Origin of the sequence: Acidovorax sp. (genome assembly GCF_034519795.1) — a bacterium.
In the GTDB taxonomy this organism is placed as follows: domain Bacteria; phylum Pseudomonadota; class Gammaproteobacteria; order Burkholderiales; family Burkholderiaceae_C; genus Acidovorax.
This window is the reverse complement of sequence record NZ_JAXHOB010000028.1, coordinates 1-24,631: the sequence shown is the minus strand read 5'-3', so window position 1 is coordinate 24,631 and position 24,631 is coordinate 1. Positions and strand designations below refer to the sequence as shown.

The window sequence follows — 24,631 nt, the reverse complement described above, 5'->3', positions numbered from 1 at the left end:
TGCCGGACTATGCCGAGCTGCACTGCATCTCCAACTTCAGCTTCCAGCGCGGCGCCTCGCAGCCCCAGGACCTGGTGGCGCGCGCGGCCGAGCTGGGCTACCGGGCCCTGGCGCTGACCGACGAATGCTCGGTGGCCGGCGTGGTGCGGGCCCACGGCCCGGCCAAGGAACTGGGCCTGCAGTTCATCCCGGGCAGCGAGTTCGCCTACCCGGGCTTTCGGCTGGTGGCGCTGCCGCGCAACATCGAGGGCTGGGGCAACCTGTGCGAATTCATCAGCGCCGCGCGGCGCACCGCGCCCAAGGGGACCTATGAGCTGGGGCCGGTGTCCGAGGTGGCACAGCTGCAGGACTGCGAGTTGCTGCTCATCCCCGCCCGCAGTGTGCAGCATGCGCTGGACACCGCTGCACTGCTGGCCTGTGTGGAACAGGCGCAGGCCCATTTCGGCCAGCGCTTCTGGCTCGGGGTGGAGCTGCTGCTCGGGCCCGACGACGACCTGTGGCTGGCCACCTTGCAGCAGGTGTCGCGCCACACCGGCGTGCCCCTGGTGGCGGCGGGCGACGTGCACATGCACCTGCGCTCGCACAAGCCGCTGCAGGACGTGATCACCGCCGTGCGCCAGGGCTGTACCGTGGCCGAATGCGGCTTTGCCCTGCAGCCCAATGCCGAGCGCCACCTGCGCCAGCGCGTGCGCCTGGCCGGCATCTACCCGCCCGGGCTGCTGGCGGCCACGCTGGAGATTGCGGCGCGCTGCACCTTCAGCCTGGACGAGATCAAGTACCAGTACCCGCTGGAAGCCGTGCCCGAGGGCATGACGCCTGCGGAGGGCCTGGCCTGGCTGACCTGGGAGGGCGCGCGCGGCCGCTACCCGCAGGGCGTGCCCGAGAAGGTGGTGGCACAGGTACTGCGCGAGCTCGCGCTGATCGCCGATTGCCAGTACGAGATGTACTTCCTGACCGTGCACGACATCGTGCGCTTTGCGCGCGGCGAGGGCATCCTGTGCCAGGGCCGGGGCTCGGCCGCCAATTCGGCCGTCTGCTACTGCCTGGGCATCACCGAGGTGGACCCCGAGCGCACCAAGCTGCTGTTCGAGCGCTTCATCAGCAAGGAGCGCAAGGAGCCGCCCGACATCGACGTCGACTTCGAGCACAACCGGCGCGAGGAGGTCATCCAGTACGTCTACACCAAGTACGGCCGCAACCGTGCCGCCATTGCCGCCGTGGTCACCAGCTACCGCACGCGCAGCGTGCTGCGCGACGTGGGCAAGGCCCTGGGCGTGCCTGCGCAACTGGTCGATGCCTTCGCCAAGGACCACCACTGGTTCGATGAGGAATTCGCAGCGCACCGTCTGCAGGAGATGGCGCAGGCCATGGGCGAGCACCTGGGCCTGCACACGGCCGAGCTGTGGCTGCAGCTGTCGGCACAGCTCAAGGGCTTTCCGCGCCACCTGAGCCAGCATGTGGGCGGCTTCGTGCTCACGCAGGGGCTGCTCACGCGCATCGTGCCGGTGGAAAACGCCGCCATGGAAAATCGTTCCATCATCCAGTGGGACAAGGACGACCTCGATGAGATGCACCTGATGAAGGTGGACGTGCTGGCCCTGGGCATGCTCAGCGCCCTGCGCCGCTGCCTGGACCTGCGTGCGGGTCTGCGCGGCGAGCGCTGGTCGCTGGCCCAGGTGCCGGCCGAAGACCCTGCCACCTACGACATGATCTGCGCCGCCGACACCGTGGGCGTGTTCCAGATCGAAAGCCGCGCCCAGATGAGCATGCTGCCGCGCCTGCGGCCACGCGTCTTCTACGACCTGGTGGTGGAAGTCGCCATCGTGCGGCCGGGGCCCATCCAGGGCGGCATGGTGCACCCCTATCTGCAGGCGCGTGAGCGGCAACGCAAAGGCGAGCCGTTGGTGCTTGAGAAAAAGGAGCTTGAAGAAGCACTCAAGCGCACGCTGGGCATTCCCATCTTCCAGGAACAGGTGATGCAGATCGCGATGATCGCCGCCAAATTTTCCGCATCGGAGGCCGATGCCCTGCGCCGCTCCATGGCCGCGTGGAAGCGCACAGGCGGCGTGCACCGTTTCGAGAAGCGGCTCATTGATGGCATGGTGGACAACGGCTACCCGCGTGATTTCGCCGAGCGTGTCTTCAAGCAGATGCTGGGTTTCGGCGAGTATGGCTTCCCCGAAAGCCATGCCTTCAGCTTTGCCCTGCTGGCCTACAGCAGCAGCTGGCTCAAATGCCATGAGCCCGCCTGCTTCCTGGCGGCGCTGCTCAATTCGCTGCCCATGGGCTTTTACACCGCCTCGCAGCTGGTGCAGGACGCGCGGCGCCATGGTGTGCGCGTGCTGCCCATCGACGTGACCTGCAGCGACTGGGAGTGCACGCTGGAGGGCACGCCCGAAATGCTGCAACCGGCCAAGGGCCTGCCCGCACCACCGCTGCCCCAGCCCGCAGTGCGCCTGGGCCTGCGCCTGGTGAGCAGCCTGGAGACAGCTGCGGCAGAACGCTTGGTCGAGGCCCGTGTGCAGGGCGGCCCCTTTGCCAGCACCGAAGACCTGGCCCTGCGTGCCCGCCTGAACCACCAGGACATGCAGGTGCTGGCCGCGGCCGACGCACTGGCCCGCCTTTCGGGCCACCGGCGCCAGCAGATGTGGGACGCCAGCGCCCAGCACACCGCACCGGCCCTGCTGCGCGACGTGCCCGTGCACGAAGCCCCGCTGCAACTGCCCGAGGCGCCTGAGGGCGAAGAAATCCTGTTCGACTACGCCGCCACGGGCCTCACCTTGCGCCGCCACCCGCTGTCGCTGCTGCGCAGCCGGCTTGCGCGCTGGCGCCTGCTCACGGCGCTGCAACTGCGCAATGTGCCCGATGGCCGGCTGGTGCGCGCCTGCGGCATCGTCACCGTGCGCCAGCGGCCCGGCTCGGCCAAGGGCACCATGTTCGTCACGCTGGAGGACGAAACCGGCCCCGTCAACGTCATCGTCTGGCCCGCCATGGTGGAGCGGTGGCGCGACGCCATCCTGCGCTCACGCCTGCTGGCCGTGCAGGGGGTGTGGCAGTGCAGCCGGCATGGGGAGGACGAAGAAAAAGGGAAAGACGTCGCAGGCGAAGCCTTCGTGGTGCGCCACCTGGTGGCGCAGCGCTTCAAGGACCTGACGCCGCTGCTGGGCCGCATGGCCGGGGCACTCGATGGCAGCCGGGACTTCCATTGATACGGATTCGCCTTTGACCGTCTAGCGTTGTTGGTTCGCCTTGCCGTGCTATGGCACTGTCTGCAGCTTCCCGCCTAGTGTCCCGAGTTGGAAGTTCGTTGAAGAAATAAATCTGCCGAAATCGCTGCCAAGCTAGGCGCAAAGCGCAGACATGCCGGGCGCATGGCGAGCATTTGCAACGACGCATGGCGGGGATTGTCGGCAGATTTATTCAACGAATTTCTAACTCGGGACACTGGCTATACGATCAAATGCAATCCGTATGAGCGTTGCGGCTACTGCGCTTTCAGGTACGCGCCTGGGTCCATGAAGAAGGCCTTCTTGTAACCCTGGGTCGCCCCGTCGATCTTCCACGGCGCAGGCAGCAGCCGCACGATGGAATAGTGCAGATGCGGCGGCTTGCCTTGGGCATTGCCGCTGGCGCCCACGGTGCCGATGGGGCTGCCCGAGGCCACCGGGGCCAGCGCATGGGTGCCGATGCGGTCCAGGTGGGCAAAGTAATGCAGGCGCCAGCGCGGCCCGAGCACCAGCACCACCTTGCCGCCCTTGGCGATCTCGCCCGTGAAGAGCACGATGCCATCCGTGGTGCTGAGCACGGGCGCCCCCGCCTTGCCGAAGATGTCGATGCCCTTGTGCACGCCCGACGTGCCCCAGGGCTCGAACCAGAACGACTGGGCATTCCAGTCCTTCGTGGTGGCTCCGGCCACGGGGATGCGGATGCGTTCAGGGGCGATCAGGCCAATGAGCAACAGCCCGAGCAGGGCCAGGCCCACGGATTGGAGAGTCTTCATGCAGGGGGCGCACCGCATCGGCCATGCAGCGCGCCGATGAGAAAAAGGGAGGATTATTCCCGCACTGCGCCTGCCCAGAAACCGCAGGCCGACTCAGCGCGCTGGCCGCTGCCGGCTGGCGGCATCCCGCGCGGGCTGCGATGTCGTGCCTGCAGCGCCCTGGGCACCCGGCTTCACAGGCTCCTTGGCCAGGTCCAGCAGCGGCTTGCAGTAGGTGTCGTCATCGGCGGCCGGCACGGTGACCGGCAGCAACGCCAGGGCCACCGGTGCCGCCACCGCCGCTACCACCGCAGCGCCTGCGCGCAGCAGCAGGGGCCCCGGTTCCACGCCGACATCCGGGTTGCTAAAGGTACCCCTGACGTACAGCGGGGTGCGCAGCGAGAAGAACTTCCACTCCAGCGACTCGGGCTTGATGCGCAGGTTCATCGCTTCCGTGCCCAGGTCAATGGTGCCGGTGGCCTCGATCACTGCATCGTCGGTGCTCATTTTCACCACGCGCGTCTGCGCCAGGCCATCGACCACGGTGAAGTCGGCCACCGCGCAGCGCAGGCGCACCTCCTTGTCGTCGCCGAACAGCTTGCCCACGACGATGCTGCCCACGTTCAGGGATGCCAGGTCCAGCATCTGCTTGCTCAGCGTGCCCTCGCGCACATACAGGCGCGCCTCGCCCGTGCCCTTGCCCAGGAGGTCGGCCACGTTGTTGCCGCTGCTGTGCAGGGCCACGGCGCCATCCATGCGGCCAAAGCTCTTTTTCATGAGCTCCACCTTGGGAAAGAGGGCCGAGAGCTGGAGCCCCTCCACCTTGCCGCGTATCTGTGCCTTGAGGGGGGGCGTGCGGCCATCGATGACGACCTCCGATTCGATCTTGCCCTTGGCCACGCCAAAGGTCAGCGGCGCAAGCCTGAGTTGCGCGTTGTCCATAACCGCCCGCAGGCTCAGGTCTTCCAGCGGCAGGCTTTCGGATCGGATGATGTGCTCTCCCTTGAACGCGATGTCCATGTCCATGGCACTCCAGCGCTCGGCCGCAAAGTTGGCGTCCGGCAGCACCTTGCCATCGGTCTTGCCACGGTGGGTGTTGCTGGCCTTGGCAGTGCCCAGCGCCGGTCCCAGGTCGGCCAGGCGCAACTGGCTGGATGTGATCCTGCCCGTGAGTTTGGGGCGCGGCTTGCCCGAGGTGTATTTCAGGTCGCCCTGCAGGTCGCTCTCGCCCACCTTGCCCCGAAAGTCGCTGTAGCTCCACACGGCGCGTTCGGGTTCCAGGCTGCCGGTCAGGCGCCCGCGCGTCTTGAAGGGCGGGGTGCTGGGCAGCACCAGCCCCGTCACCTCGTACAGGTCGGCCATGCTGTCGGCCTTGAGCATCACGTCGAAGTCCATGCCCGACAGGGCCCCGGGGTTGGCCAGAATGCCCTCTGCCGACAGCGCCGCGCTGCCTGCGGTGGCCTCGATCTGCAGCGGGTAGTCGACCACCTTGTCGCGCAGGCTGATCACCTGGCCAGCGCGGCCGCTGCCCTCAACCTGTGCCTTGGCAATGCGGCCCTGCAGCTTGAATTGCAGACCATAGGGGACGGACGTGCCGCCGCTTGCGCTGCTCTGGCTGGCCACCACATCGCGCGAAGCCGCAGCCTCGGCCGAGGAAGCCGCCGCCGACGCGGGAAGAATGGATGCCCTGGCCGCCTTCGCGCTGCCTGCCTGGGCCGGATCCACCGGCTCCGTGGTGTTCACCCGCGCCTGCAGGTCCACGTCCTTCTGGGCATCGGCATAGGCCAGCAGCCCCTGGTTGACCACCAGCCGGCCCACGTCGAAGCTCCAGCGGCTCTTGGGGTCGTCCTCGTCCTTGTGCTTGAAGGTCCAGTTGTTGCTGCCGTCCTTGGTGCGGGCCAGGGCGATCTCCGGGTCGGTGAGGGCCACGGTGTCGATGGCCAGGTGGCGCGAGAGCAGCGGCAGCAGGCTGACGGAAGCGCTGACGCTGCCGATGCGGGCCATGGTCTCGGTGCCGGGCAGGGTGGCCGTGGTCGGCGCTGTGGATGCCGAAGCCGATCCCGCCGACGCAGCACTGGCAGGGGCCCGTGCCGCAGCGGTGCCAGGCCCCTTGTCCTTGCCTTTATTTTTGTCATCGCCGCTGAACGGGGGCTCGAACCCTGCCGGGTTGTCCATCACCAGGCGCTCGGCCTTGACCGTCACGCCCGGCACCCAGCGGCGCCAGCCTTCTTCCAGCGGCTGCGGCCAGCGCCAGGCGGCCGACAGGTCGCCTTCGATCTCGAAGCGCCGGCCCGTGGCCTCGCTGACCTTCTCGTTGACCCAGGGCTTGTAGCGATTCCAGTCCATCAGCGACAGCACCACGCCGATCAGGACCGCAAGGCCCACGAGCAGACCCGCCAGCACAAGCACCCCCTTCACCGCCCGGTGCAAGGGCTTGCGGGCAGGGTGGGTGGCCGCCGGGGGCGGGGTGGGCATGTCGGTCGATGGCGTGGCGGGCATGGGGGGGCAGGTGTCATCCAAAAGCGCGAAGATCGGAGCACTTGCTGCAGGCCAGCGGCCTGTTGGGTGCGGTTGGGCCGATGCTAGCCCGCAACCGCCCTGCCAGGTCGCCCGTGTAACCAACTGCAGCCCTTGTCCTACAGCCCTGGCGCGGCGCTGGCGGCGCGGGCCATGGGCGCCTTGCTGCTGCTGGCCTCAGCCTGGACGGCGTCGCTGGCGGCTGTAGCGGGCGGGAACGAAGGCGAGGCCTTTTAGAATGCGCCACCATGCACAGCCTCCTGCGTCCTTTCGCCCCACCCATGCGCGACGGCGTGGGCGCCAGTTGCGTGGTGCTGCCCACCCATGGGCAGGGCAGCATGCTCGACTTCCTGGCCGAGCGCCTGCCTGCGGTGGACCGTGCCGAATGGCAGGCCCGCATGCAGGCGGGCGATGTGGTGGACGAGCGCGGTGCACCGGTCGCACCCGCCCGCCCCTTCGAGGGCGGGCTGCGCGTGTACTACTACCGCCATCTGGCCGACGAGCCCGAGGTGCCATTCACCGAAACCGTGCTCCACCAGGACGAGCACCTGCTCGTGGCCGACAAGCCGCACTTCATGCCCGTTACGCCCTCGGGCCGCTACCTGCAGCACACGCTGCTGGTGCGCCTCAAGCGCCGCCTGGGCCTGCCCGAGCTGTCACCCCTGCACCGCATCGACCGCGACACGGCCGGGCTGGTGCTGTTCTCGGTGCAGCAGCGCACGCGCGGCGCCTACCAGGCGCTGTTCCGTGACCGCACCATCACCAAGCACTACGAGGCCGTGGCACCCTGGCGCGGGGAGGTCGAATTTCCGCGTGAGCACCGAAGCCGCATGGAGGAGAGCCCCCAGTTCTTTCGCATGCACGAGGTGCCGGGCGAGCCCAACAGCCACACCCATATGGAGGTGCTGCAGAGGCAGGGCGACTGGGCGCTGTACCGCCTGTCGCCCATCACCGGCAAGCGCCACCAGTTGCGCGTGCACATGGCGGCGCTGGGGCTGCCGTTGCGCAACGACCCGTTCTACCCGGTGGTCAACGATCCGCCCGAGGGCGACTACTCGCGCCCGCTGCAGCTGCTGGCACGCTCGCTGGCATTCACCGATCCGCTCACGGGCGAAGGCCGGCAATTCACAAGCCAGCTGCGGCTCAATCCGTTGAATTGATCAGCCGCGCGGCACGCTGCCCCGGGCCACGGCATCCACGTAGACATTGCCGCCGCTCGAGATGTGCCGGCCCATGTGGCGGTCGGCCGCATCCTCGTCGCCGTCGAGGATGGCCTTCATGATGTCCTGGTGCTCGGCCAGCGAGTTGCGCACCCGGTTGGGCCGGTCGAACAGCGAGCGCTGCGGGTGCCGCATGCGCAGCCGCATCTGGCGCAGCTGGCGCGCCAGCACCTCGTTGAGGCTGCCGTCGTAGATGGTCTGGTGAAACCAGCGGTTGGCCTCTTCGTAGGCCACGGAGTCGTCTTTGGCGGCCGCGGTCTCGCAGGCCTGGAACGAGGCTTGCAGGTCCCGCCGCAAGGCCGCCGGCATGCGCCGTGCCGACAGGCGCGCGGCCAGGCCTTCGAGCTCGGTGAGCATCTCCAGCATGGCCACGTACTCGGTGAGCGAGAGCGTGGCGACCACGGCGCCGTGGCGCGGCACCATCTCCACCAGGCCGGCGGTGGCCAGTTGCTGGATGGCCTCGCGCGCCGGGGTGCGCGAGACCTCGAAGCGCTCCATCAGCTCCTGCTCGTCGATGCTGCAGCCGGCATACAGCTTGCCGGAGATGATCTCTTCCTCCAGGGCCTCGCGGATCTTGTCGCTGAGGTTGACGCGGGGCGGTGTCGTGGTAGTGGTGGCCATGTTCGTAGTGGCCGAATGATAATGCGCGGGCGGCCGCATCTTGTCCTGGCTCAGCGGCTTGGGGTGGTTGCGCGCTGCCGCTCCTGCAGCACCTCGCCGAACAATTGCAGGCGCGCTGCGGCAAACGCCGGGCGCTGCTGCATGGCCTGCCACCAGCGGTGTACGCGCGGGTGGGTGGCTTCGGCCAGCGCTGCGGGCTCGATCTCCGCAATGCGCGCAATGAAGGGCGCAGCCGCAATGTCCGCCAGCGAGTAATTTGCGCCCATCAGCCACGGCGAAGAGGGTGCCAGCATGCCTTCCATGCGGTCCACCAGCAGCAGCAGCTTGCGCAGGGCCTCGGCCTTTTCCTCCTCGGTGTAGGGCTTGCGGGCAATGCGCACCCAGGCCTCGCGCCGCTCGGCGGTGGGGATGCGTGCCAGCTTGTCCTGCAGCTCCTGGTCGCTCCACTGCTGCGCGGTGGATTGCAGCATCAGGCTCCAGTTCAGGATCAGCAGATGGGGCAGCGACTTCTCGTCGGTCCAGCGCACGAAATTGCGCATCTGCGCCAGCGCGTAGGGGTCCGCGGGCCGCAGCGGGGGCTCGGGGGCGATGTCGTCGAGGTACTCGCAGAGGGTCGAGCTTTCGTGCAGGAAGCGGCCGGGCGATATTTCGAGGGCTGGCACCACCCCGTCGGGGTTCATCGCCAGGAACTCGGGCGCGTGCTGCTCCTGCCGGCTCAGGTCCACGGCCACGCTGTCGTAGGGGATGTTCTTTTCGGCAAGGCACAGGCGCACGCGGCGCGAGGCGCTCGACAGCCAGGCATGGAAGAGTCTCATGGGAAGGGTCCAGTGCGTCAGGGGATGAGAACGGGTGCGCCGGTGGTGGCGCGGCTTTCCAGGTCGCGGTGCGCCCGCTGCACTTCTACCAACGGATAGCGCTGGCCTATGCCCAGCCGCACATGGCCGTCGCGCACGGCGTCGAAGAAGGCCTCGGCCGACGCGCGCAGCTCGGCCGGGTCGGCCACGAAGCTTCGCAGGGTGGGGCGGCACACGCTGAGCGATTTCGCATGCAGGATCTGCAGGTCGAAGGCCTCCACGTCGCCCGAGGCCGTGCCGTAGTTGACCGCCAGGCCGCGCGGGCGCAGGCACTGCAGCGAGGGCAGGAACACATCCTTGCCCACCGCGTCGTACACCACGCCCACCCCCACGCCGCCGGTCAGCTCCAGGGTGCGGGCCACGAAATCCTCGCGGCGGTAGTCGATCACGTGGTGGCAGCCATGCGCCAGCGCCACCTCGGCCTTGGCGGCGGAGCCCACGGTACCGATCACCGTGGCGCCCAGCGCGCGGGCCCATTGCGACAGGATGAGCCCCATGCCGCCTGCGGCCGCATGCACCAGCACCGCCTCGCCGGGCCGCACCACATACAGCCGCCGCAGCAGGTATTCGGCCGTCAGGCCGCGCAGCAGGTTGGCGCCCGCAATGTCCTCGGGTATCCAGTCCGGCAGCGCCACCACGCGGTGTGCCGGCACGTTGCGCGTGACCTGGTAGGCCCCCGGGTGCAAATAGGCCACTGCCTGGCCCGCCGTGAAGGCGGTCACCCCCGGGCCCACCGCCTGCACCACGCCCGCGCCCTGGGCACCAGGGGTGATGGGGAAGGGCGTGGCCGAGTGCGGGCCGTGGCCGCCGCGGCGCTGGTAGATGTCCGCAAAGTTCAGGCCGATGGCCGTCTGGCGGATCTGGACCTCGCCCGAGGCGGGTGCGGGAACGTCGACTTCCACGGCTTCAAGCACGTCGGCCTCGCCGTGGCGGTGGAAATGGATGGAGGGGCTTTTTGTCATGGCAGCGCCATTAGAACTTTTGAATCGTTTGTAAAAAATACATACAAACCATTATTGTATTTTTATAAATGCTCTGTGCATACTGAAAAAAGGCCGACACCGATCGGTCATCAACGATCAGGAGACAACCCATGTTCTTGCGCAGACGAGAGTTCGGTGTGATGGCGGCCAGCGCGCTGGCCTTTCCCGCGATAGTCCGGGCACAGGCCCCAGCCCTGGCAGCCCTGCACGATGCCGCCCGCAAGGAGGGCGAGCTCACCTGGTACACGGTGCCCCAGACCTCCGAGGTCGCCGAGAAGATGGGCCGCACCTTCACTGCCCGCTACCCGGGGATCAAGGTCAACGTGGTGCGCACCACGGCGCAGGTGGCCTACCAGCGGCTCAACCAGGACCTCAAGGCCGGCACGCCCAACTGCGACGTGTTCACCTCCACGGACCTGGCGCACTACGTGGACCTCAAGGGCCGCAACCTGCTGCTCAAGTTCCTGCCGGCCGCCGTCGCCCGCCAGGACAAGCGCGTGCAGAACATGGACCCGGACGGCTACTTCCACGCGTCGAGCTGCTTCATGATGGGCCTGGTCTACAACACCCAGAAGGTATCGGCCGCCGCGGCCCCCAAGAGTTGGGCCGACCTGCTCGACCCCAAGTGGAGCGGCGCTGCCCTGGTGGCGCACCCCGCCTACAGCGGCGCGGCAGGCGCCTGGTGCATCGAGATGCGCAAGCTCTACGGCGACGACTTCTTCAAGAAGCTGGCCGCCAACAAGGCGCACGTGAGCCGCTCGACCATCGACGCGGTGACGGCGGTGATCTCCGGCGAGTCATCGGTCTCCGCCGGGCCCATGAGCCTGGCCGCACGGTCGGCCGCCAAGGGCAACCCGGTGGCCACGCTGGCGCCCAAGGAGGGGCCGGTGCTGATCCTCTCGCCCACGGGCATCCTGGCCAACACGCGCCGGCCCAATGCGTCCAGGCTGTTCATGGAGTGGATGCTTGGCAGCGAAGACACCGAACGCATCTCGGTCGAGGAGTTCAGCGTGCCGCTGCGCGCCAACGCCAAGCCCGCGCCCGGCGTGATCGGCCTGGGCGATGCCAATCCGCTGCTGGCGCCCACGCCCCCGCAGATGGTCGCGCAGATTCCCAAGGTGATCGATGCCTGGCGGGAGGCCTTCGGTGTCTGACGCCATGGCCCTGCATCCACCCGCCGTGCGCCGTGCCGCCGGCCGCCTGGGCGATCCCTCGGTCTGGCTGTTCGGCGCCCTCATCGTGGTGCTGGTCCTGCTGGTGGCCAACCCCATCCTGCGCCTGGTGTGGGACAGCTTCCACACCGCAGACGGCCAATGGTCACTGCAGAGCTACGTGCAGGCACTTGGCCGCGGCCGCCATCTGCAGGCACTGCTCAACTCGCTGTACCTCGGGGTGGCCGTCACGGCCATCGCTCTGGCCCTGGGCGTGCCGCTGGCGCTGGCCGTCTCGCGCACCAACATGCCCGGCCGCGGCTTCACGCACCTGAGCGTGCTGGCGGCGTTCGTCATGCCCAACTTCCTGGGCGCCATCGCCTGGATCCTTCTCGCTGGCCCCAATGCCGGCTGGCTCAACCGCCTGGTCGTGGAGCTGACCGGCGTGCTGAAGGGGCCGTTCAACATCTTCAGTTTCTGGGGCCTGGCCTTCGTCATCGCGCTCTACACCTACCCGCTGATCTATGTGTTCACCAAGTCGGCGCTCGACCTGGTGTCCACCGAGCTGGAGGATGCCGCGAGCATCCACGGGGCCGGCAAGTTCCAGACCATGGCGCGGGTGACCTTGCCGCTGGTGCTGCCGTCCATCATCGGCGCGGCCATCCTGATCTTTCTGGAGGCGATTGCCCTGTATGGCACGCCGGCGCTGATCGCCATCCCCGCGCGCATCAACCTGGCCACCACGCAGATCGTCTCGTTCTTCCAGTACCCGCTGCAGGTGGAGCAGGCGGCGGCGTTCTCCATGCCCATCCTGCTGCTCACCATCGTGATGCTCATGCTGCAGCGCAGGCTGCTGGCGCGGCGCGGCTATGTCTCGGTGTCGGGCAAGGGCGGCGAGCGGCGGCCTTTCGACATCGGCTGGTGGAAGTGGCTGCTGCTGGCGTACTCGGGGCTGGTGGCCCTGCTCTCGGTGGTGATGCCGCTGGCCATCCTCCTGCTGGCATCGGTGTCCAAGGCCTGGGGCAAGGGCCTGGCGCTCGATAACCTCACCTGGGACAACTTCTACGGCATCTTCTTCGAGCAACTCACGGTGCGCTCTGCCATCGTCAACACGGTGCTGTATTCCGGCGCCACGGCACTGGTGTGCGTGGGCATGGGCATCTGCATCGCCTATGCCACGCAGCGGCGCATCACGCCCTTCCCGGTGTTGGTGCAGTTCCTGGCGCTGGCGCCCGTGGCCGTGCCGGGGCTCATCCTGGCCATCGGTCTCTATGCCGCGTATGCCGGCCCGCCGTTCTCGCTGTACGGCATGGGGGTGCTGATCGTGATCGCCTTCACCACGCGCTTTTTGCCCATCGCGGTGGCGGCCAGCTCGGCGGGGGTGCGCGCCCTCAACCCCGAACTGGAAGAGGCCGTGCGCATCCTGGGCGGCAGCCGCATCACGGTGCTCACCCGGGTGGTGGCGCCGCTGCTCAAGAAGACGCTGCTGGGTGCATTCGTGCTCGTGTTCGTGATCTGTACCAAGGAGCTGTCCACGGCGGTGTTCCTCACCGGGCCGGGCTCGCGCGTGGTCTCGGTGCTCACGCTGGATCTGAGCGAGCAGGGCAACTACGAGACGCTGGCCGCCATGGGCGTGGTGCTGGTGGTCATCGTCACCGTGGTCGTGGCCATCGGCATGAAGCTCGCCGGGCGCGACTTCATGCTGCGCCGGGGCTGATGAACTGAGGAAACAAAAATATGTCCAAACTCGAACTCAAAGACCTGCGCAAGAACTACGGCAGCGCGTCTGTGGTGGATGGCGTCTCGCTGCAGCTGCGGCGCGGCGAACTCGTCACCCTGCTCGGCCCCTCGGGCTGCGGCAAGACCACCACCTTGCGCATGATCGCCGGTTTCATCGAACCGAGCGCGGGCGCCATCCTGGTGGACGGGCGCGAGATATCGTCGCCCACGCGCTCGGTGGCGCCCGAGCACCGGGGCATGTCCATGATCTTCCAGAGCTATGCCATCTGGCCCAACATGACCGTGGCCGAGAACGTGGGCTTCGGCCTGCAGGTGCGCAAGACACCTGCTGCCGAAATCGCGCAGCGCGTCAAGGAGATGCTCGACGTGGTAAAGCTCGGCCCCTACGCGCAGCGCTACCCGGCCGAGCTGTCGGGCGGCCAGCAGCAGCGCGTGGCCCTGGCCCGGGCCATGATCGTGCGGCCCGAGGTGCTGCTGCTCGACGAGCCGCTGTCCAACCTCGATGCCAACCTGCGCGAGGAGATGGCCGCCGAGATCCGCCGCCTGCACGACGAGTTCCGCTTCACCACGGTCTACGTCACGCACGACCAGACCGAGGCCATGGCCATCTCCGACCGCATCGCCGTGCTGCACCAGGGCCGCCTGGAGCAGATCGACACGCCCTGGAATCTCTACAACCGGCCGCAGACACCCTTCGTCGCGGGCTTCATCGGCAAGACCAACCTGGTGCAGGGGGCAGTGCAGGGCGGGCGCATGCGCCTGGACGGCCTGCCCGACGGCATTCCCCTGCAGGCCGGACTGGAGGGCGACCGCGCCAGCCTGCAGGCCTCCATCCGCCCGCAGTCGCTGTACCTGGGCTCCGGGCCCGATGGTGCCGTACCGCTCGGTGCCGTGTCGGTCGTGGGCCGCACCTACCTGGGCGAGTACTGGCACTACCTGGTGCAGCCCAGCGCGGGCGGCGCGCCGCTGAAGGTCCACGCGGCGCCGTCCCTGGTGCTGGAGATCGGGCAGCAGTCGATGGTGTACGTAGACCCCCACGCCGTGGCGGCGGTGCAGTGATGTCTTCGAGAAACGAATTGCCCATGCAAGCCAAGCCTGCCAATACCGCCTTGCCGCTGTCGGGCTACCGTGTGCTCGACCTCACCATCGCGCGTGCCGGCCCTGTGGCCGTGCGCCTGCTGGCCGACTGGGGTGCCGACGTGGTGCGCATCGACCCGCCCGACCGCAAGCCCACGCTGGGGCCGCGCCGCGGCTCCGACGAGCAGAACCTGCACCGCAACAAGCGCAGCCTGAGCGTCAACCTCAAGACCGCCGAAGGCATGCGCGTGCTGCGCCAACTGGTGGAGCGCAGCGACGTGGTGGTGGAGAACTTCCGCTCCTCCGTCAAGGAGCGCCTGGGCCTGACCTACGAGGCCCTGTGCGCCGTGAACCCGCGCATCATCCTGGCCAGCATCTCGGGCTTCGGGCAGACCGGCCCCTATGCCGAGCGGCCAGGGCTCGACCAGATCGTGCAGGGCATGTGCGGGCTGAGCTCCGTCACCGGGGAGCCCGGGCGTGGCCCCTACCGCACCGGCATCGCCATCTCGGACACCACGGCGGGCATGTTCCTCGGCCAGGGCATCCTGCTGGCGCTGCTGCACCGCGAGCGCACGGGCCAGGGCCAGTGGGTGCACACCTCGCTGCTCGAAGCCATGCTCAACAAGCTCGACTTCCAGGGCGCGCGCTACACGGTGGACGGACATGTGGCGCGCCAGGAGGGCAACTCGCACCCCACGCTGGTGCCCATGGGCACCTTCGAGGCGCGCGATGGCCAGGTCAACATCTGCGGCCCGGGTGCCGCGATGTGGACCAAGCTGTGCGACTTTCTGCAGGCACCACACCTGGCGCAGGACGAGCGCTACAAGGACCAGCCCTCGCGCCTGGCCCACCGGCGCGAGCTGGAGGAGGCCATCAGCGCGATCACCCGCCAGTTCGGCGTGGCCGAACTCGTGGAGCGCCTGAACCAGGCCGGCGTGCCCTGCGGGCCGGTGTACGACATCGGCCAGGCCTTCGAGGACGCGCAGGCGAGGCACCTGCGCATGACGCGGCCCGCGCTGCACGCCGAGATGGGCGCGCTGCAACTGCTGCGCTCGCCCATCAACCTGTCGGCTTGCGCGCATGCCGAGGCCTTCCACCGCGCCGCGCCCGATGCCGGCGAGCACACCGACGACGTGCTGCGCGAGCTGGGTTACACCGATGAGTCGATCAAAGCCCTGCGCAGCGAAGGGGCCGTAGCATGAGCACGATGGACCTGGGAACCCCGCGCATCCTGGCCGAGGTGCTGGGTGGCGTGGGCTGGATCACCTTCAACCACCCCGAGCGGCGCAACGCCATGTCGCTGGACATGTGGCAGGGCCTGGGCATCGCTGCCGAGGCCTTCGAGCGCGACCCGGCCGTGCGTGCCGTGGTCATGAAAGGGGCGGGCGGCAAGGCCTTTGTCTCGGGTGCCGATATCTCGGAGTTCGAGCAGCACCGGGCCGACGCGGCACAGAAGCAGACCTACGACGCCATCGCCGCGCGCGGCCATGCGGGCCTGGCGGCGCTGAGCAAGCCGCTGATTGCGATGATTGACGGCTACTGCGTGGGCGGCGGCCTGGCCATTGCGCTCGCAGCCGACGTGCGCTTTGCGGCCTCGTCCTCGCGCTTTGCCATCCCTGCCGCCCGGCTGGGCCTGGGCTACGACTACCGGGGCGTGGCCGCGCTGGCGCGCCTGGTGGGGCCAGCCACCGCGAAGGACATCCTCTTCAGCGCGCGCTTTCTGGAGGCCGACGAAGCGCTGCGCGTGGGCCTGGTCAACTTCGTGGTGGATGCCGAACTGCTTGGCGAGCGCGTGGCCGCCTATGCCGCACAGATCGCCGCCAATGCGCCTCTGACCGTGCATGCGGCCAAACAGGCGCTGCAGGCGTTCGAGCACTATTCCGATGCGGCCGAAGGCGCCGATGCGGTGGCCGCCCTGGTGCTGCGCTGCTTTGACAGCGAAGACTACCGGGAGGGCCGCCGCGCCTTCCTGGCCAAGCGCACCCCCCAATTCCACGGCCGATGACATTCCGATGAACGCACTTCCCGAACTCACCACCGACGGCGCGGTCGCCACCATCACCCTGCGCCGGCCCGAACAGGCCAACCGGCTCACGGCCGATGACCTGGAGCACCTGGCCGCGCTGATCGAACAAGTCAACCAGCGACCCGACATCCTGGTGCTGCAACTGCGCAGCACCGGCAAGTACTTCTGCAGCGGCTACGACATCGGCAGCATCGGCGCGCCGCGCAAGATCGATTTTGCCGGCATGGTCGATGCGCTGGAGATGGCGCGGCCCGTGACCATCGCCGTGCTGCACGGCGGCGTCTACGGCGGGGCCACCGACCTGGCACTGGCCTGCGACTTCCGCGTGGGCGCCGAGGGCATCGACCTGTTCATGCCCGCCGCGCGGCTGGGCCTGCACTACTACCGCTCGGGCATGGAGCGCTATGTCAGCCGCCTGGGCCTGGACAATGCCAAGCTGCTGTTCCTCACCGCGCGCAAGATCGGCGCGGCGCAGATGCTGCGCATCGGCTACCTCACGCAGCTGGTGGAGGCGGCGCAGCTGGAGCAGGAGGTGGCCGATCTGGCGCGCGACTGCGCCAGCATGGCGCCGCTGGCCCTGGTGGGCATGAAGCGCCACCTCAACCGCATGGCCCGGGGCACGCTGGACGTGGAAGAGCTCAACACTGACATCCTGCGCGCCTACCAGTCGGCAGACCTGCGCGAGGGCCAGGCGGCCTGGGCGCAAAAGCGCCCACCCCAATTCACTGGCAAGTGACGCCAGGCACAGGAGACAGACCGCCATGAAACTGCACTGCATCGCATCGGCCCTGCTGCTCGGCCTGTCGGCCCCGGCCATGGCCAGCGACTACCCCGCCAAGCCCATCCGCCTCATCGTGGGCTACTCGCCCTCGGGTGCAGGCGACGGCATCGCGCGCATCGTCGCCGAGGCCATGGGCAAGGAGCTGGGGCAGGCCATCGTCGTGGACAACAAGCCCGGAGCGGGCAGCACGCTGGCGTCCACCCTGCTGTCGCGCGCGCCAGCCGATGGCTACACCATCGGCCTGGCCACGGGCACGCTCTATGGCATCGACCAGCATCTGTACAACGTGCGCTACACCCCGGCAGACTTCACGCCCATCAACCGCCTCACCGTCTCGCCCCTGGTGCTGGCAGTCAGCCCCAAGAGCGGCATCACCCAGCTCAAGGACCTGGTGGCCACGGCCAAGGCGCGGCCGGGCCAGCTCAACTATTCCTCATCGGGCATCGGCGGTTCGCCGCACCTGGCGGCGCTGACCTTCGAGAGGGCCATCGAGGCCACCATGGTGCACATCCCCTTCAAGGGCGGCGCACCGGCGCTGCAGGCCGTCGCCACGGGCGAGGTGGACCTGTCGTTCGGCACGGCAGCCTCGGTGCTGCCCCTGGGCCGCCAGGGCGTGGTGAAGATGCTGGGCGTGACCATGCAACAGCCCTCTGCCGTGGCGCCCGGCGTGCCCACGCTCGATTCGCAGGGGCTGCCCGGTTTCGAGTTCTCGTTCTGGTTCGGCCTGTTCGGCCCGGCGAAGTTGCCCCCTGATGTGCAGGCCCGGCTGGTCGCCGCATCCAGCAAGGTGCTGGCCGACCCGCAGGTGCAGGAGAAGCTGCTGACCACCGGCAACGAGGCCGCGCCGTTTGCCACGCCGGCAGCATTCAACGCCTGGGCGGCCGAGGCCGGCAAGACCCAGCTCGAACGCGTGAAGAACGCCAACGTGAAGGTGGAGTGATCGATGATCGACGTCTATTCCTGGGCCACGCCCAACGGCCACAAGGTCCACATCCTGCTGGAGGAGTGCGGCCTGGCGTACCGAGCCCACCCCGTGAACATCGGCGCGGGCGAGCAGTTTCGCCCCGACTTCCTGGCCATCAGCCCCAACAACAAGATCCCCGCGATCCGCGACCCCGAAGGGCCGGACGGCCAGGCCATCACGCTGTTCGAGTCAGGGGCCATCCTGCTGTACCTCGCAGGCAAGACCGGGCGCTTTTTGCCGCCCGACGACCGGGGCCGCTACGAGGTGCTGCAGTGGCTCATGTTCCAGATGGGCGGCGTGGGCCCCATGCTCGGGCAGAACCACCATTTCAGGCTCTATGCGCCCGAGAAGATCCCCTATGCCATCGACCGCTACACCAACGAGGCCCGGCGCCTCTACGGTGTGATCGAGCGGCGGCTGGCCGCCAGCCCCTGGCTCGGTGGCGAGGACTACTCCATTGCCGACATGGCCGTCTGGCCCTGGCTGCGCAACTGGGAAAAGCAGGGCATCACCCTGTTGGACCACCCGCACCTCGAGCGCTGGTTTGCCGCCGTGGGCAGCCGCCCGGCGGTGCAGCGCGGCATCGCCGTGCTGGCCGACCTGCGCAAGCCCGCACACGATGCGCAATCGCGCGAGGTGCTGTTCGGGGCGCAGCAGTACGCAAAGCGCTGACTGAACTGGCCCAGGTGAAGCGCGCGGTCAGCCGCGCAGCGCCTTCAGGAAGTAGTGCAGGGGCGTTCAAGCGGCCGCCCAGCACGTTGGCGCCTTTGCCCTGCTCCATCACCCCCCCCCCCGTCGCGCCGCAGCATTGCCAGGTCAGGCAGGTTGAATGCCGGCTGCATGCGCTTGCTGCAGTGTATCCATGCTGCGCATTGCTGTTTGCACGCTTGCGGGGCTGGCATTTATGCGTCACAAAGAGGCAAGATGCAGACAGATGGCCCCAGGCCATGCCGGGCCAATGCCAGCGTATGCTCGTCGACGATTACATTTGGATAGATAAAAACACCTATTGACATTTGATTTTCTGAGGGTTTGCCCATGACATCTTTTGCCTCCCGATCCATCGCTTTCAAGCTGTCCTTCGTGGCACTTGCCAGCCTGCTGGTGGTGCTGCTGACCACCATGGCCCTCGTGAGCAGCATGGTGTGGAGCAGTTTCGGCGCCGCGTCGCGTGGCGATGCGCGCCAATATGCATCCCAGGTCAGCACCCTGGTGAAGACCATGGACGAGTCGGCGCAGCAATTGGCGCTGCGCGACTTCGGACTGCTCAAGGCCAACTTCCCGGGGGCCTTCAGCCTGGCCGAGCAGCCGGGTGCGGACGGCAAGCCCGAAGCCGTTCTGAGCTTTCAGGGGGTGCCGGTCAATGGCGACTTTGAGGTGGTGGACCGTTTTTCCGCAGATGCCAAGGGGGCGGTCGCCACCATCTTTGCCCGCACGGGTGACGATTTCATCCGTGTCACGACCTCGCTCAAGAAGCAGGACGGCGAGCGCGCCTTCAAGACCCTGCTGGACCGCAAGCACCCCGCCTATGCCCTCATGGCCGAAGGCAAGCCCTACATCGGCCGTGCCAACCTGTTCGGCCGCGATTACATGACCGTCTACGAGCCGATTCGCGAGGGCAACCGCACCATCGGCATCATGTTCATCGGCTCTGACATCGCGCCCATTCTGGACGGGCTGGGCAAGCTGATGGCGGGGCAGAAGCTGTTCGACACGGGTGCCGTCTACGCGGTCGACGTCTCTTCAGGCCCGGCGCGCGGCCGCATCGCCGGCCTGGGTGGCTCTGGCCCGGCACTGGTCGTCGACGAGAAGGTCGACCAGGGCAAAGCCTGGCTGGCGGCGCTCACCAGCTCCGAGCAGGCCAGCGATTTCGAGGCCACCTGGTCACCGCGCCCCTCTGGCGAAGCCACGGCGCGCCGTTTTGTCGCCGTGGAGCGCTACAAACCCTGGAACTGGGCCATCGTGGCCGAAGCGCCGGTGTCCGAGCTCATGGGCGACGCACGCAGCGCATTGACCTGGCTGTGGCTGGGCGTGCTGGTGGCGCTGGTGCTGCTGGCCGTGGTGCTGGTGCTGGCCACGCGGCGCCTGGTGGGCGCACCGGTGCAGCAGCTGAGCACCGCGCTGGGCTACCTCGCGCAGGGCGACCTGACACACAGTGTCAGCATCCGGTCCCGCGACGAGATCGGCACGCTGGCGCAGGCCATGGAGGGCTTTCGCGTGCGCTTGCTGGAGAGCCTGGGCACGGTGCGCGCCAGCGCCGAGAGCGTATCGGCCGCAAGCTCCCAGATCGCCCATGGCAACCAGGACCTGTCGGCCCGCACCGAAAGCCAGGCCAGCTCGCTGGAGCAGACCTCGGCCAGCATGGAAGAGCTGGGCGCCACCATCCGCCACAACGCGGACGGCGCCGCCCAGGCCAACCAGCTGGCCGTGCGGGCCAGCCAGGTCGCGACCGACGGCGGCAAGGTGGTGGCCCAGGTGGTCAGCACCATGCACGGCATCAACACCAGCAGCCAGAAGATTGCCGACATCATCGGCGTGATCGATGGCATCGCCTTCCAGACCAACATCCTGGCGCTCAACGCCGCCGTCGAAGCCGCCCGCGCGGGTGAGCAGGGCCGGGGATTTGCGGTGGTGGCCGCTGAAGTGCGCAACCTGGCGCAGCGCACGGCAGCCGAAGCCAAGGCCATCAAGGAGCTGATCGTCGCCAGCAGCAGCATGGTGCAGCAAGGCTCGGTGCTGGCCGACCAGGCCGGCTCCACCATGCAGGAGGTGGTGCAGTCCATCGGGCGCGTGGCCAGCATGGTGGCCGAGATCAGCGCCGCCAGCAGCGAGCAGACCGCCGGCGTGGGCCAGGTGGGCGAGGCCGTCACCCAGCTCGACCAGGCCACGCAGCAGAACGCCGCCCTGGTGGAGGAGATGGCGGCCGCCGCCAGCAGCCTGCGCAGCCAGGCCGAGCAGATGGTGGGCGCCGTGGCGCAGTTCCAGCTGGGGAGCAGCGGCGCGCACCCGGTGCCGGCCCTGCACGCCCAGTCGCAGGCACGCCTCGGCGCGGCACGCTGACTGCGTGGCTCGGGGAAAAGGAACCAGGGGGAGGGGGACGGACGTCCGGCAGAACTGGAGCGGGTGAAGGGAATCGAACCCTCGTCAGTTGCTTGGGAAGCAACAGCTCTGCCATTGAGCTACACCCGCAGTGCGCCGAATTATAGGGGCACAGCCGCCGGGCCGATTCACGCTGCCTGCGCCAGCACCGTGCGCCGCCCCTCGGTGGCCAGTACCTGCCGGGCATTGAGGCTGTGGATGGGAATGGACGCATCCTGCGGTATGCCGCCCGACAGCTGCAAGGCCATGTAGCGGCCGCAGCACACCCGCAGGAAGGACGCGAAGTTGTCCACCTCGCCGCGCTCGGCCACCAACTCGTCGTACAGTTTGGTGCACAACTGGGGCACGCCCATGCCGTCGCGCCGGGCGATCTCGCCGAGCACCTGCCAGAACAGGTTTTCCAGCCGGATGCTGGTGGCCACCCCGTGCAGCCGCACCGAACGGGCGCGGCTTTCGTACAGGGTGGGGTCGGCGCTGATGAATACCTGGCACATGGTTCCGGCCTTTCAGAAACGGCCACCATCATCGGAGGCCGTTGCCCTGGCGTCAAACGGTGCTTACAAACTGATGCGTGTGCCCAGCAGCGCCAGGAACTGCGCGATCCAGGCCGGGTGCGCCGGCCATGCCGGCGCCGACACCAGATTGCCCTCGGTCACGGCGGTATCGATGGCGATGTCTGCGTACGTGCCGCCCGCGATCTCCACCTCGGCCCGGCAGGCTGGGTAGGCCGAGCAGGTGCGTCCCTTGAGCACGCCGGCACCGGCCAGTAACTGGGCGCCATGGCACACGGCGGCCACCGGCTTGTTGGTGTCGAAGAAATGCTTCACCGCCGACACCACGGCAGGGTAGGTGCGCAGGTACTCGGGTCCACGGCCGCCGGGGATCACCAGGGCATCGTAGCTGGCCACGTCCAGGCCGGCGAAGGTGGCGTTGAGCGTGAAGTTGTGGCCCGGCTTTTCGCTGTAGGTCTGCGCCCCTTCGAAGTCATGGATCGCCGTCTTGATGTGTTCGCCGGACTTCTTGTCCGGGCACACCGCATGCACCGTGTGGCCCACGGCCAGCAGGGCCTGGAAGGGCACCATGGTCTCGTAGTCCTCGCAGTAGTCGCCGCACAGCATGAGTATCTTTTTCGCCGCCATTGTGTGTCTCCTCAAAGGTCAGGGGAGTCCATTGTTGGACTGCGGGGCGTGCGGCGGGTGTTAGCCGGCTACTACATGCGGCATGGGGCAGCGGGCCTTCTGTCGAGGCAAAAGCAGCGCGTATGCGGGGCACGCCCCCTGCCGGGCATCCGGGCAAGACCCGGTCGTGGTTGGGGGAACGACAAGGCATTGGCTGACGCCCAGGCGCCCCCGCCTGGGGCACCATGCAGGCACGGCCCCGCGTGCGGGCCCCATTGCATGAGGGAACGAATGGCTTCCAAGGACAAAGACCAGGACAAGGGCACCAAGGCCCAGAAAGCCACGGCCGACAAGCCCAGCGCGGCACAGGAGGAAAAAGACGCCAAGGCCCAGCGCGAGCTGGGCATCGTCGGCCCGCATGGCGACATGCGGCTGGCGTCGGTCGTGATCGAGGGCTACAGCCTGGAGCTGCGCGATGGCGATGGCTTCGTGGGCGACGTGGCCAGCCGCACGGCGTTTCGCCACATGCTCGACGCCTGGCGCAAGCTGTTCACGTCCATGGACGGCAAGGACCCGATGGGGCGCAAGTCCACGCGCGAGCTGAGCAAGCACCAGCTCGACGCCATGCTGGAGAAGGACGGCATTGCCGCCCAGGCCATAGCAGCCGCGTCGGAAGACTATGCGCTGCAGCTGGCGCATGTGGTGCAGCGCTTTCTCAAGCACAAGAGCTGGAAGGGCGTGGAGCGCATCATCATCGGCGGGGGCTTCCACCAGAGCGAGGTGGGCAGCCGCTCCATCGCGCGCGCGGGCAAGATCCTCAAGGCCGAGAAGGTGCCCGTGGAACTGCGCACCCTGCACCACCATGCGGACGAGGGGGGGCTGATCGGCTGGGTGCACCTGGCGCCGCCGGCCCTGCTGCAAAGCTACGACGCCATCCTGGCGGTGGACATCGGCGGCACCAACGTGCGCTGCGGCATCGTGCAGACCCACCTGCACCGCGCGCCCGACATGTCACAGGCCGAGGTGGTGCGCCGCGAGAAATGGGCCCATGCCGACGACGAGCCCAAGCGCGACGAGCTGGTGGAAGGCATCGCCACCATCCTCGAAGACCTGATCGCCTATGCAGAGAAGAAGGAGATCCGCCTGGCCCCCTACATCGGCGTGGCCTGCCCCGGGCTGATCGTGGAGGATGGTTCGCTGGCCGGTGGCACTCAGAACCTGCCGGGCAACTGGGAGAGCACGCGCTTTCACCTGCCGCGCGACCTGTGCGAGCGCTTGCCGCACATTGGCGATGGCCGCACCCAGGTCTGCCTGCACAACGATGCGGTGGTGCAGGGCCTGTCCGAGATGCCCTTCACCAACGACGTGGAGCGCTGGGCCATCCTCACCGTGGGCACGGGGCTGGGCAATGCCAGCTTCACCAACCGGCGCGATGCGCCGGGGCAGGGGTGAGGCTCTCGACGGCCTCAGCGCTGATAGCAGCGGCTGGCGTTCTTCACCAGCTTGCAGTTGAAGAGCGTTCCGGCGGCGCCGCTGGGCCCCTGGGTGTAGTCGGCGAGCTGGTTGTCGTTGTAGCGGGTGTGGTGGGGCTGGCCCGTGGGTTTGTCCAGGCTGTCGGACCAGATCTTGATGTGGCAGGTGCCCTTGTTCTGGTCCGCGCAAAACTTGTAGGCTGCCCGTCCGATGTAGTCGGTGTCCTGCGCCTTGTCGGTGGGCACCATGGCGTAGTACGTGTTTCCGTGGGTCTCGAAGACGTCGAGCGTTTGCGCGTGCGCAGCAGCGGCGGTGGCCGCGGTCAGCAGCGCAAGAGTCAGTGCCTTCATGGTGTTGTCCTTTCCTGGTGTGCCATGGCTCACTGCTGATAGCAGCGGCTGGCGGTGGTCACCAGCTTGCAGTTGAACCGGATGCCATCGGCAATGCCGCCATAGTTGCGCATGTATTCGGCAAGTTTGTTCTCATCGTACCGGGTATGAAAGGGGTTGCCGGTGGGCTTGTCCAGGCTGTCGGACCAGATCATCACCCGGCAGCTGCCCTTGTTCTGGTCCTGGCAGAACTTGTAGGCCATTCTTTCCATGTACTGGGTGTCCCGGGCCTTGTCGGTAGGCACCATGGCGTAGTGCATGTTGCCGTGGGATTCGAAGACGTCGAGCGTTTGCGCATGCGCTACGGAAGTCGCTGCAGTCAGCAGCGCAAGGATCAAGGCTTTCATGTTGGTGGGTTCCCTCTGGGTACGTGCCGCCGGTGGGCCGCCCTGGAGCGGGGGCCTCTTGGTGGTGAAATGCAGTGCAGCCCCGGATGGGGCTGCCTGTGTTGCCGGATGCACGCCGGCGATTGTGCCCCAGCCCGAGCGCCTCCTGGGGCATCGGCGCCGGCTGGGCTTAGAGCGGATAACAAAACTCAGCGAAGCGGTTCTGGCTAGGCGCTGCGCCGCAGGCAGTACGTTGGTACGACAAGGCGCAGCAACGACGCCAGAAGAGTTTTGTTAGCCGCTCTTACTTCTG

Annotated in this window: 22 protein-coding genes and 1 tRNA gene; 13 read left to right on the top strand and 10 right to left on the bottom strand. The window is 67.8% G+C overall.

Features of this window, described 5'->3' with window-relative positions; genetic code table 11:
• The coding region (locus tag U5N23_RS28820; protein WP_322596126.1) for an error-prone DNA polymerase at window positions 1-3,209 on the top strand (3,209 nt) is incomplete at its 5' end.
• A gap of 275 nt (window positions 3,210-3,484) precedes the next feature.
• Here U5N23_RS28820 and U5N23_RS28815 read toward each other — a convergent pair.
• Both U5N23_RS28815 and U5N23_RS28810 read right to left on the bottom strand, forming a co-directional pair.
• Complete coding sequence (locus U5N23_RS28815; protein WP_322591511.1) at window positions 3,485-4,000, bottom strand: M23 family metallopeptidase; 516 nt, start codon at window positions 3,998-4,000, stop codon at window positions 3,485-3,487.
• Between the two features lie 93 nt (window positions 4,001-4,093).
• The gene (locus U5N23_RS28810; protein ID WP_322596125.1) at window positions 4,094-6,478 is read right to left on the bottom strand and encodes an AsmA family protein; all 2,385 of its coding nucleotides are present in this window, start codon (window positions 6,476-6,478) and stop codon (window positions 4,094-4,096) included.
• A 132-nt stretch (window positions 6,479-6,610) separates the two neighbouring features.
• Here U5N23_RS28810 and U5N23_RS28805 point away from each other — a divergent pair, with 132 nt between their 5' ends.
• Both U5N23_RS28805 and U5N23_RS28800 read left to right on the top strand, forming a co-directional pair.
• Window positions 6,611-6,733: a hypothetical protein gene (locus tag U5N23_RS28805; RefSeq protein ID WP_322596124.1), complete on the top strand. Its 123-nt coding sequence runs from the start codon at window positions 6,611-6,613 to the stop codon at window positions 6,731-6,733.
• Between the two features lie 11 nt (window positions 6,734-6,744).
• Window positions 6,745-7,656, top strand: a complete 912-nt coding sequence (locus U5N23_RS28800) for an RluA family pseudouridine synthase (protein WP_322596123.1) — start codon at window positions 6,745-6,747, stop codon at window positions 7,654-7,656.
• On the opposite strand, the gene U5N23_RS28795 is transcribed toward U5N23_RS28800, so the two are convergent.
• Genes U5N23_RS28795 through U5N23_RS28785 form a run of 3 tightly spaced genes read right to left on the bottom strand, consistent with a single transcriptional unit; the run spans window position 7,657 to window position 10,153 of the window.
• Window positions 7,657-8,337 carry a GntR family transcriptional regulator gene (locus tag U5N23_RS28795; RefSeq protein ID WP_322596122.1) on the bottom strand — a complete coding sequence of 227 codons (681 nt, stop codon included), beginning with the start codon at window positions 8,335-8,337 and terminating at the stop codon, window positions 7,657-7,659. It abuts the gene before it with no gap.
• Window positions 8,338-8,387: 50 nt separating this feature from the next.
• Window positions 8,388-9,152 carry a glutathione S-transferase family protein gene (locus U5N23_RS28790; protein ID WP_322596121.1) on the bottom strand — a complete coding sequence of 255 codons (765 nt, stop codon included), beginning with the start codon at window positions 9,150-9,152 and terminating at the stop codon, window positions 8,388-8,390.
• Window positions 9,153-9,169: 17 nt separating this feature from the next.
• Window positions 9,170-10,153, bottom strand: coding sequence for a quinone oxidoreductase (locus U5N23_RS28785; protein ID WP_322596120.1), 984 nt, complete (start codon window positions 10,151-10,153; stop codon window positions 9,170-9,172).
• 131 nt (window positions 10,154-10,284) lie between these two features.
• On the opposite strand from U5N23_RS28785, the gene U5N23_RS28780 reads away from it, so the two are divergent.
• The 9 genes from U5N23_RS28780 to U5N23_RS28740 all read left to right on the top strand — a co-directional run bounded on the left by U5N23_RS28780 (window position 10,285) and on the right by U5N23_RS28740 (window position 20,973).
• Window positions 10,285-11,328, top strand: coding sequence for an ABC transporter substrate-binding protein (locus tag U5N23_RS28780; protein WP_322596119.1), 1,044 nt, complete (start codon window positions 10,285-10,287; stop codon window positions 11,326-11,328).
• Window positions 11,329-11,332: 4 nt separating this feature from the next.
• Window positions 11,333-13,042, top strand: a complete 1,710-nt coding sequence (locus U5N23_RS28775; protein ID WP_322596118.1) for an iron ABC transporter permease — start codon at window positions 11,333-11,335, stop codon at window positions 13,040-13,042.
• 20 nt (window positions 13,043-13,062) lie between these two features.
• Entirely contained in the window at window positions 13,063-14,124 is a 1,062-nt protein-coding gene (locus tag U5N23_RS28770) for an ABC transporter ATP-binding protein (protein ID WP_322596117.1), read from the top strand.
• A gap of 23 nt (window positions 14,125-14,147) precedes the next feature.
• A complete protein-coding gene (locus U5N23_RS28765) occupies window positions 14,148-15,344 on the top strand; it encodes a CaiB/BaiF CoA-transferase family protein (RefSeq protein WP_322596116.1) in 1,197 nt (398 codons plus the stop codon).
• A complete protein-coding gene (locus tag U5N23_RS28760) occupies window positions 15,341-16,147 on the top strand; it encodes an enoyl-CoA hydratase (RefSeq protein ID WP_322596115.1) in 807 nt (268 codons plus the stop codon). Before U5N23_RS28765 ends, U5N23_RS28760 begins: the two co-directional genes overlap by 4 nt.
• A 7-nt stretch (window positions 16,148-16,154) precedes the next feature.
• Window positions 16,155-16,904 (top strand): enoyl-CoA hydratase/isomerase family protein, encoded by a 750-nt coding sequence (locus U5N23_RS28755; RefSeq protein ID WP_322596114.1) that lies wholly within the window; start codon window positions 16,155-16,157, stop codon window positions 16,902-16,904.
• 25 nt (window positions 16,905-16,929) lie between these two features.
• Window positions 16,930-17,889: a tripartite tricarboxylate transporter substrate binding protein gene (locus U5N23_RS28750; RefSeq protein WP_322596113.1), complete on the top strand. Its 960-nt coding sequence runs from the start codon at window positions 16,930-16,932 to the stop codon at window positions 17,887-17,889.
• Window positions 17,890-17,892: 3 nt separating this feature from the next.
• Complete coding sequence (locus U5N23_RS28745) at window positions 17,893-18,585, top strand: glutathione S-transferase N-terminal domain-containing protein (protein ID WP_322596112.1); 693 nt, start codon at window positions 17,893-17,895, stop codon at window positions 18,583-18,585.
• A 366-nt stretch (window positions 18,586-18,951) separates the two neighbouring features.
• Complete coding sequence (locus U5N23_RS28740; protein ID WP_322596111.1) at window positions 18,952-20,973, top strand: Cache 3/Cache 2 fusion domain-containing protein; 2,022 nt, start codon at window positions 18,952-18,954, stop codon at window positions 20,971-20,973.
• 55 nt (window positions 20,974-21,028) lie between these two features.
• Here the strand turns inward: U5N23_RS28740 and U5N23_RS28735 are convergent.
• The 3 genes from U5N23_RS28735 to U5N23_RS28725 form a co-directional block, all read right to left on the bottom strand.
• Window positions 21,029-21,102 (bottom strand) — tRNA-Gly (locus tag U5N23_RS28735).
• Between the two features lie 38 nt (window positions 21,103-21,140).
• Complete coding sequence (locus U5N23_RS28730; RefSeq protein WP_322596110.1) at window positions 21,141-21,506, bottom strand: ribbon-helix-helix domain-containing protein; 366 nt, start codon at window positions 21,504-21,506, stop codon at window positions 21,141-21,143.
• Window positions 21,507-21,569: 63 nt separating this feature from the next.
• A complete protein-coding gene (locus tag U5N23_RS28725) occupies window positions 21,570-22,151 on the bottom strand; it encodes a DJ-1/PfpI family protein (protein ID WP_322596109.1) in 582 nt (193 codons plus the stop codon).
• 270 nt (window positions 22,152-22,421) lie between these two features.
• Here U5N23_RS28725 and U5N23_RS28720 point away from each other — a divergent pair, with 270 nt between their 5' ends.
• Window positions 22,422-23,582, top strand: coding sequence for an ROK family protein (locus tag U5N23_RS28720; RefSeq protein WP_322596108.1), 1,161 nt, complete (start codon window positions 22,422-22,424; stop codon window positions 23,580-23,582).
• A gap of 14 nt (window positions 23,583-23,596) precedes the next feature.
• Here the strand turns inward: U5N23_RS28720 and U5N23_RS28715 are convergent, their stop codons facing one another.
• Complete coding sequence (locus U5N23_RS28715) at window positions 23,597-23,953, bottom strand: hypothetical protein (protein WP_322596107.1); 357 nt, start codon at window positions 23,951-23,953, stop codon at window positions 23,597-23,599.
• A 29-nt stretch (window positions 23,954-23,982) separates the two neighbouring features.
• A complete protein-coding gene (locus U5N23_RS28710; protein ID WP_322596106.1) occupies window positions 23,983-24,339 on the bottom strand; it encodes a hypothetical protein in 357 nt (118 codons plus the stop codon).
• Between the last annotated feature and the right edge of the window lie 292 nt (window positions 24,340-24,631).

Bases quoted from the DNA above. Each gene is read 5' to 3' on its own strand.
- U5N23_RS28760 (WP_322596115.1), top strand. From the start codon at position 15,341: ATGAGCACGATGGACCTGGGAACCCCGCGCATCCTGGCCGAGGTGCTG.
- U5N23_RS28770 (WP_322596117.1), top strand. From the start codon at position 13,063: ATGTCCAAACTCGAACTCAAAGACCTGCGCAAGAACTACGGCAGCGCG.
- U5N23_RS28800 (WP_322596123.1), top strand. From the start codon at position 6,745: ATGCACAGCCTCCTGCGTCCTTTCGCCCCACCCATGCGCGACGGCGTG.
- U5N23_RS28710 (WP_322596106.1), bottom strand. From the start codon at position 24,339: ATGAAAGCCTTGATCCTTGCGCTGCTGACTGCAGCGACTTCCGTAGCG.
- U5N23_RS28780 (WP_322596119.1), top strand. From the start codon at position 10,285: ATGTTCTTGCGCAGACGAGAGTTCGGTGTGATGGCGGCCAGCGCGCTG.
- U5N23_RS28785 (WP_322596120.1), bottom strand. From the start codon at position 10,153: ATGACAAAAAGCCCCTCCATCCATTTCCACCGCCACGGCGAGGCCGAC.
- U5N23_RS28750 (WP_322596113.1), top strand. From the start codon at position 16,930: ATGAAACTGCACTGCATCGCATCGGCCCTGCTGCTCGGCCTGTCGGCC.
- U5N23_RS28755 (WP_322596114.1), top strand. From the start codon at position 16,155: ATGAACGCACTTCCCGAACTCACCACCGACGGCGCGGTCGCCACCATC.
- U5N23_RS28815 (WP_322591511.1), bottom strand. From the start codon at position 4,000: ATGAAGACTCTCCAATCCGTGGGCCTGGCCCTGCTCGGGCTGTTGCTC.
- U5N23_RS28775 (WP_322596118.1), top strand. From the start codon at position 11,333: ATGGCCCTGCATCCACCCGCCGTGCGCCGTGCCGCCGGCCGCCTGGGC.
- U5N23_RS28730 (WP_322596110.1), bottom strand. From the start codon at position 21,506: ATGTGCCAGGTATTCATCAGCGCCGACCCCACCCTGTACGAAAGCCGC.
- U5N23_RS28765 (WP_322596116.1), top strand. From the start codon at position 14,148: ATGCAAGCCAAGCCTGCCAATACCGCCTTGCCGCTGTCGGGCTACCGT.
- U5N23_RS28740 (WP_322596111.1), top strand. From the start codon at position 18,952: ATGACATCTTTTGCCTCCCGATCCATCGCTTTCAAGCTGTCCTTCGTG.
- U5N23_RS28720 (WP_322596108.1), top strand. From the start codon at position 22,422: ATGGCTTCCAAGGACAAAGACCAGGACAAGGGCACCAAGGCCCAGAAA.
- U5N23_RS28725 (WP_322596109.1), bottom strand. From the start codon at position 22,151: ATGGCGGCGAAAAAGATACTCATGCTGTGCGGCGACTACTGCGAGGAC.
- U5N23_RS28795 (WP_322596122.1), bottom strand. From the start codon at position 8,337: ATGGCCACCACTACCACGACACCGCCCCGCGTCAACCTCAGCGACAAG.
- U5N23_RS28715 (WP_322596107.1), bottom strand. From the start codon at position 23,953: ATGAAGGCACTGACTCTTGCGCTGCTGACCGCGGCCACCGCCGCTGCT.
- U5N23_RS28810 (WP_322596125.1), bottom strand. From the start codon at position 6,478: ATGCCCGCCACGCCATCGACCGACATGCCCACCCCGCCCCCGGCGGCC.
- U5N23_RS28790 (WP_322596121.1), bottom strand. From the start codon at position 9,152: ATGAGACTCTTCCATGCCTGGCTGTCGAGCGCCTCGCGCCGCGTGCGC.
- U5N23_RS28745 (WP_322596112.1), top strand. From the start codon at position 17,893: ATGATCGACGTCTATTCCTGGGCCACGCCCAACGGCCACAAGGTCCAC.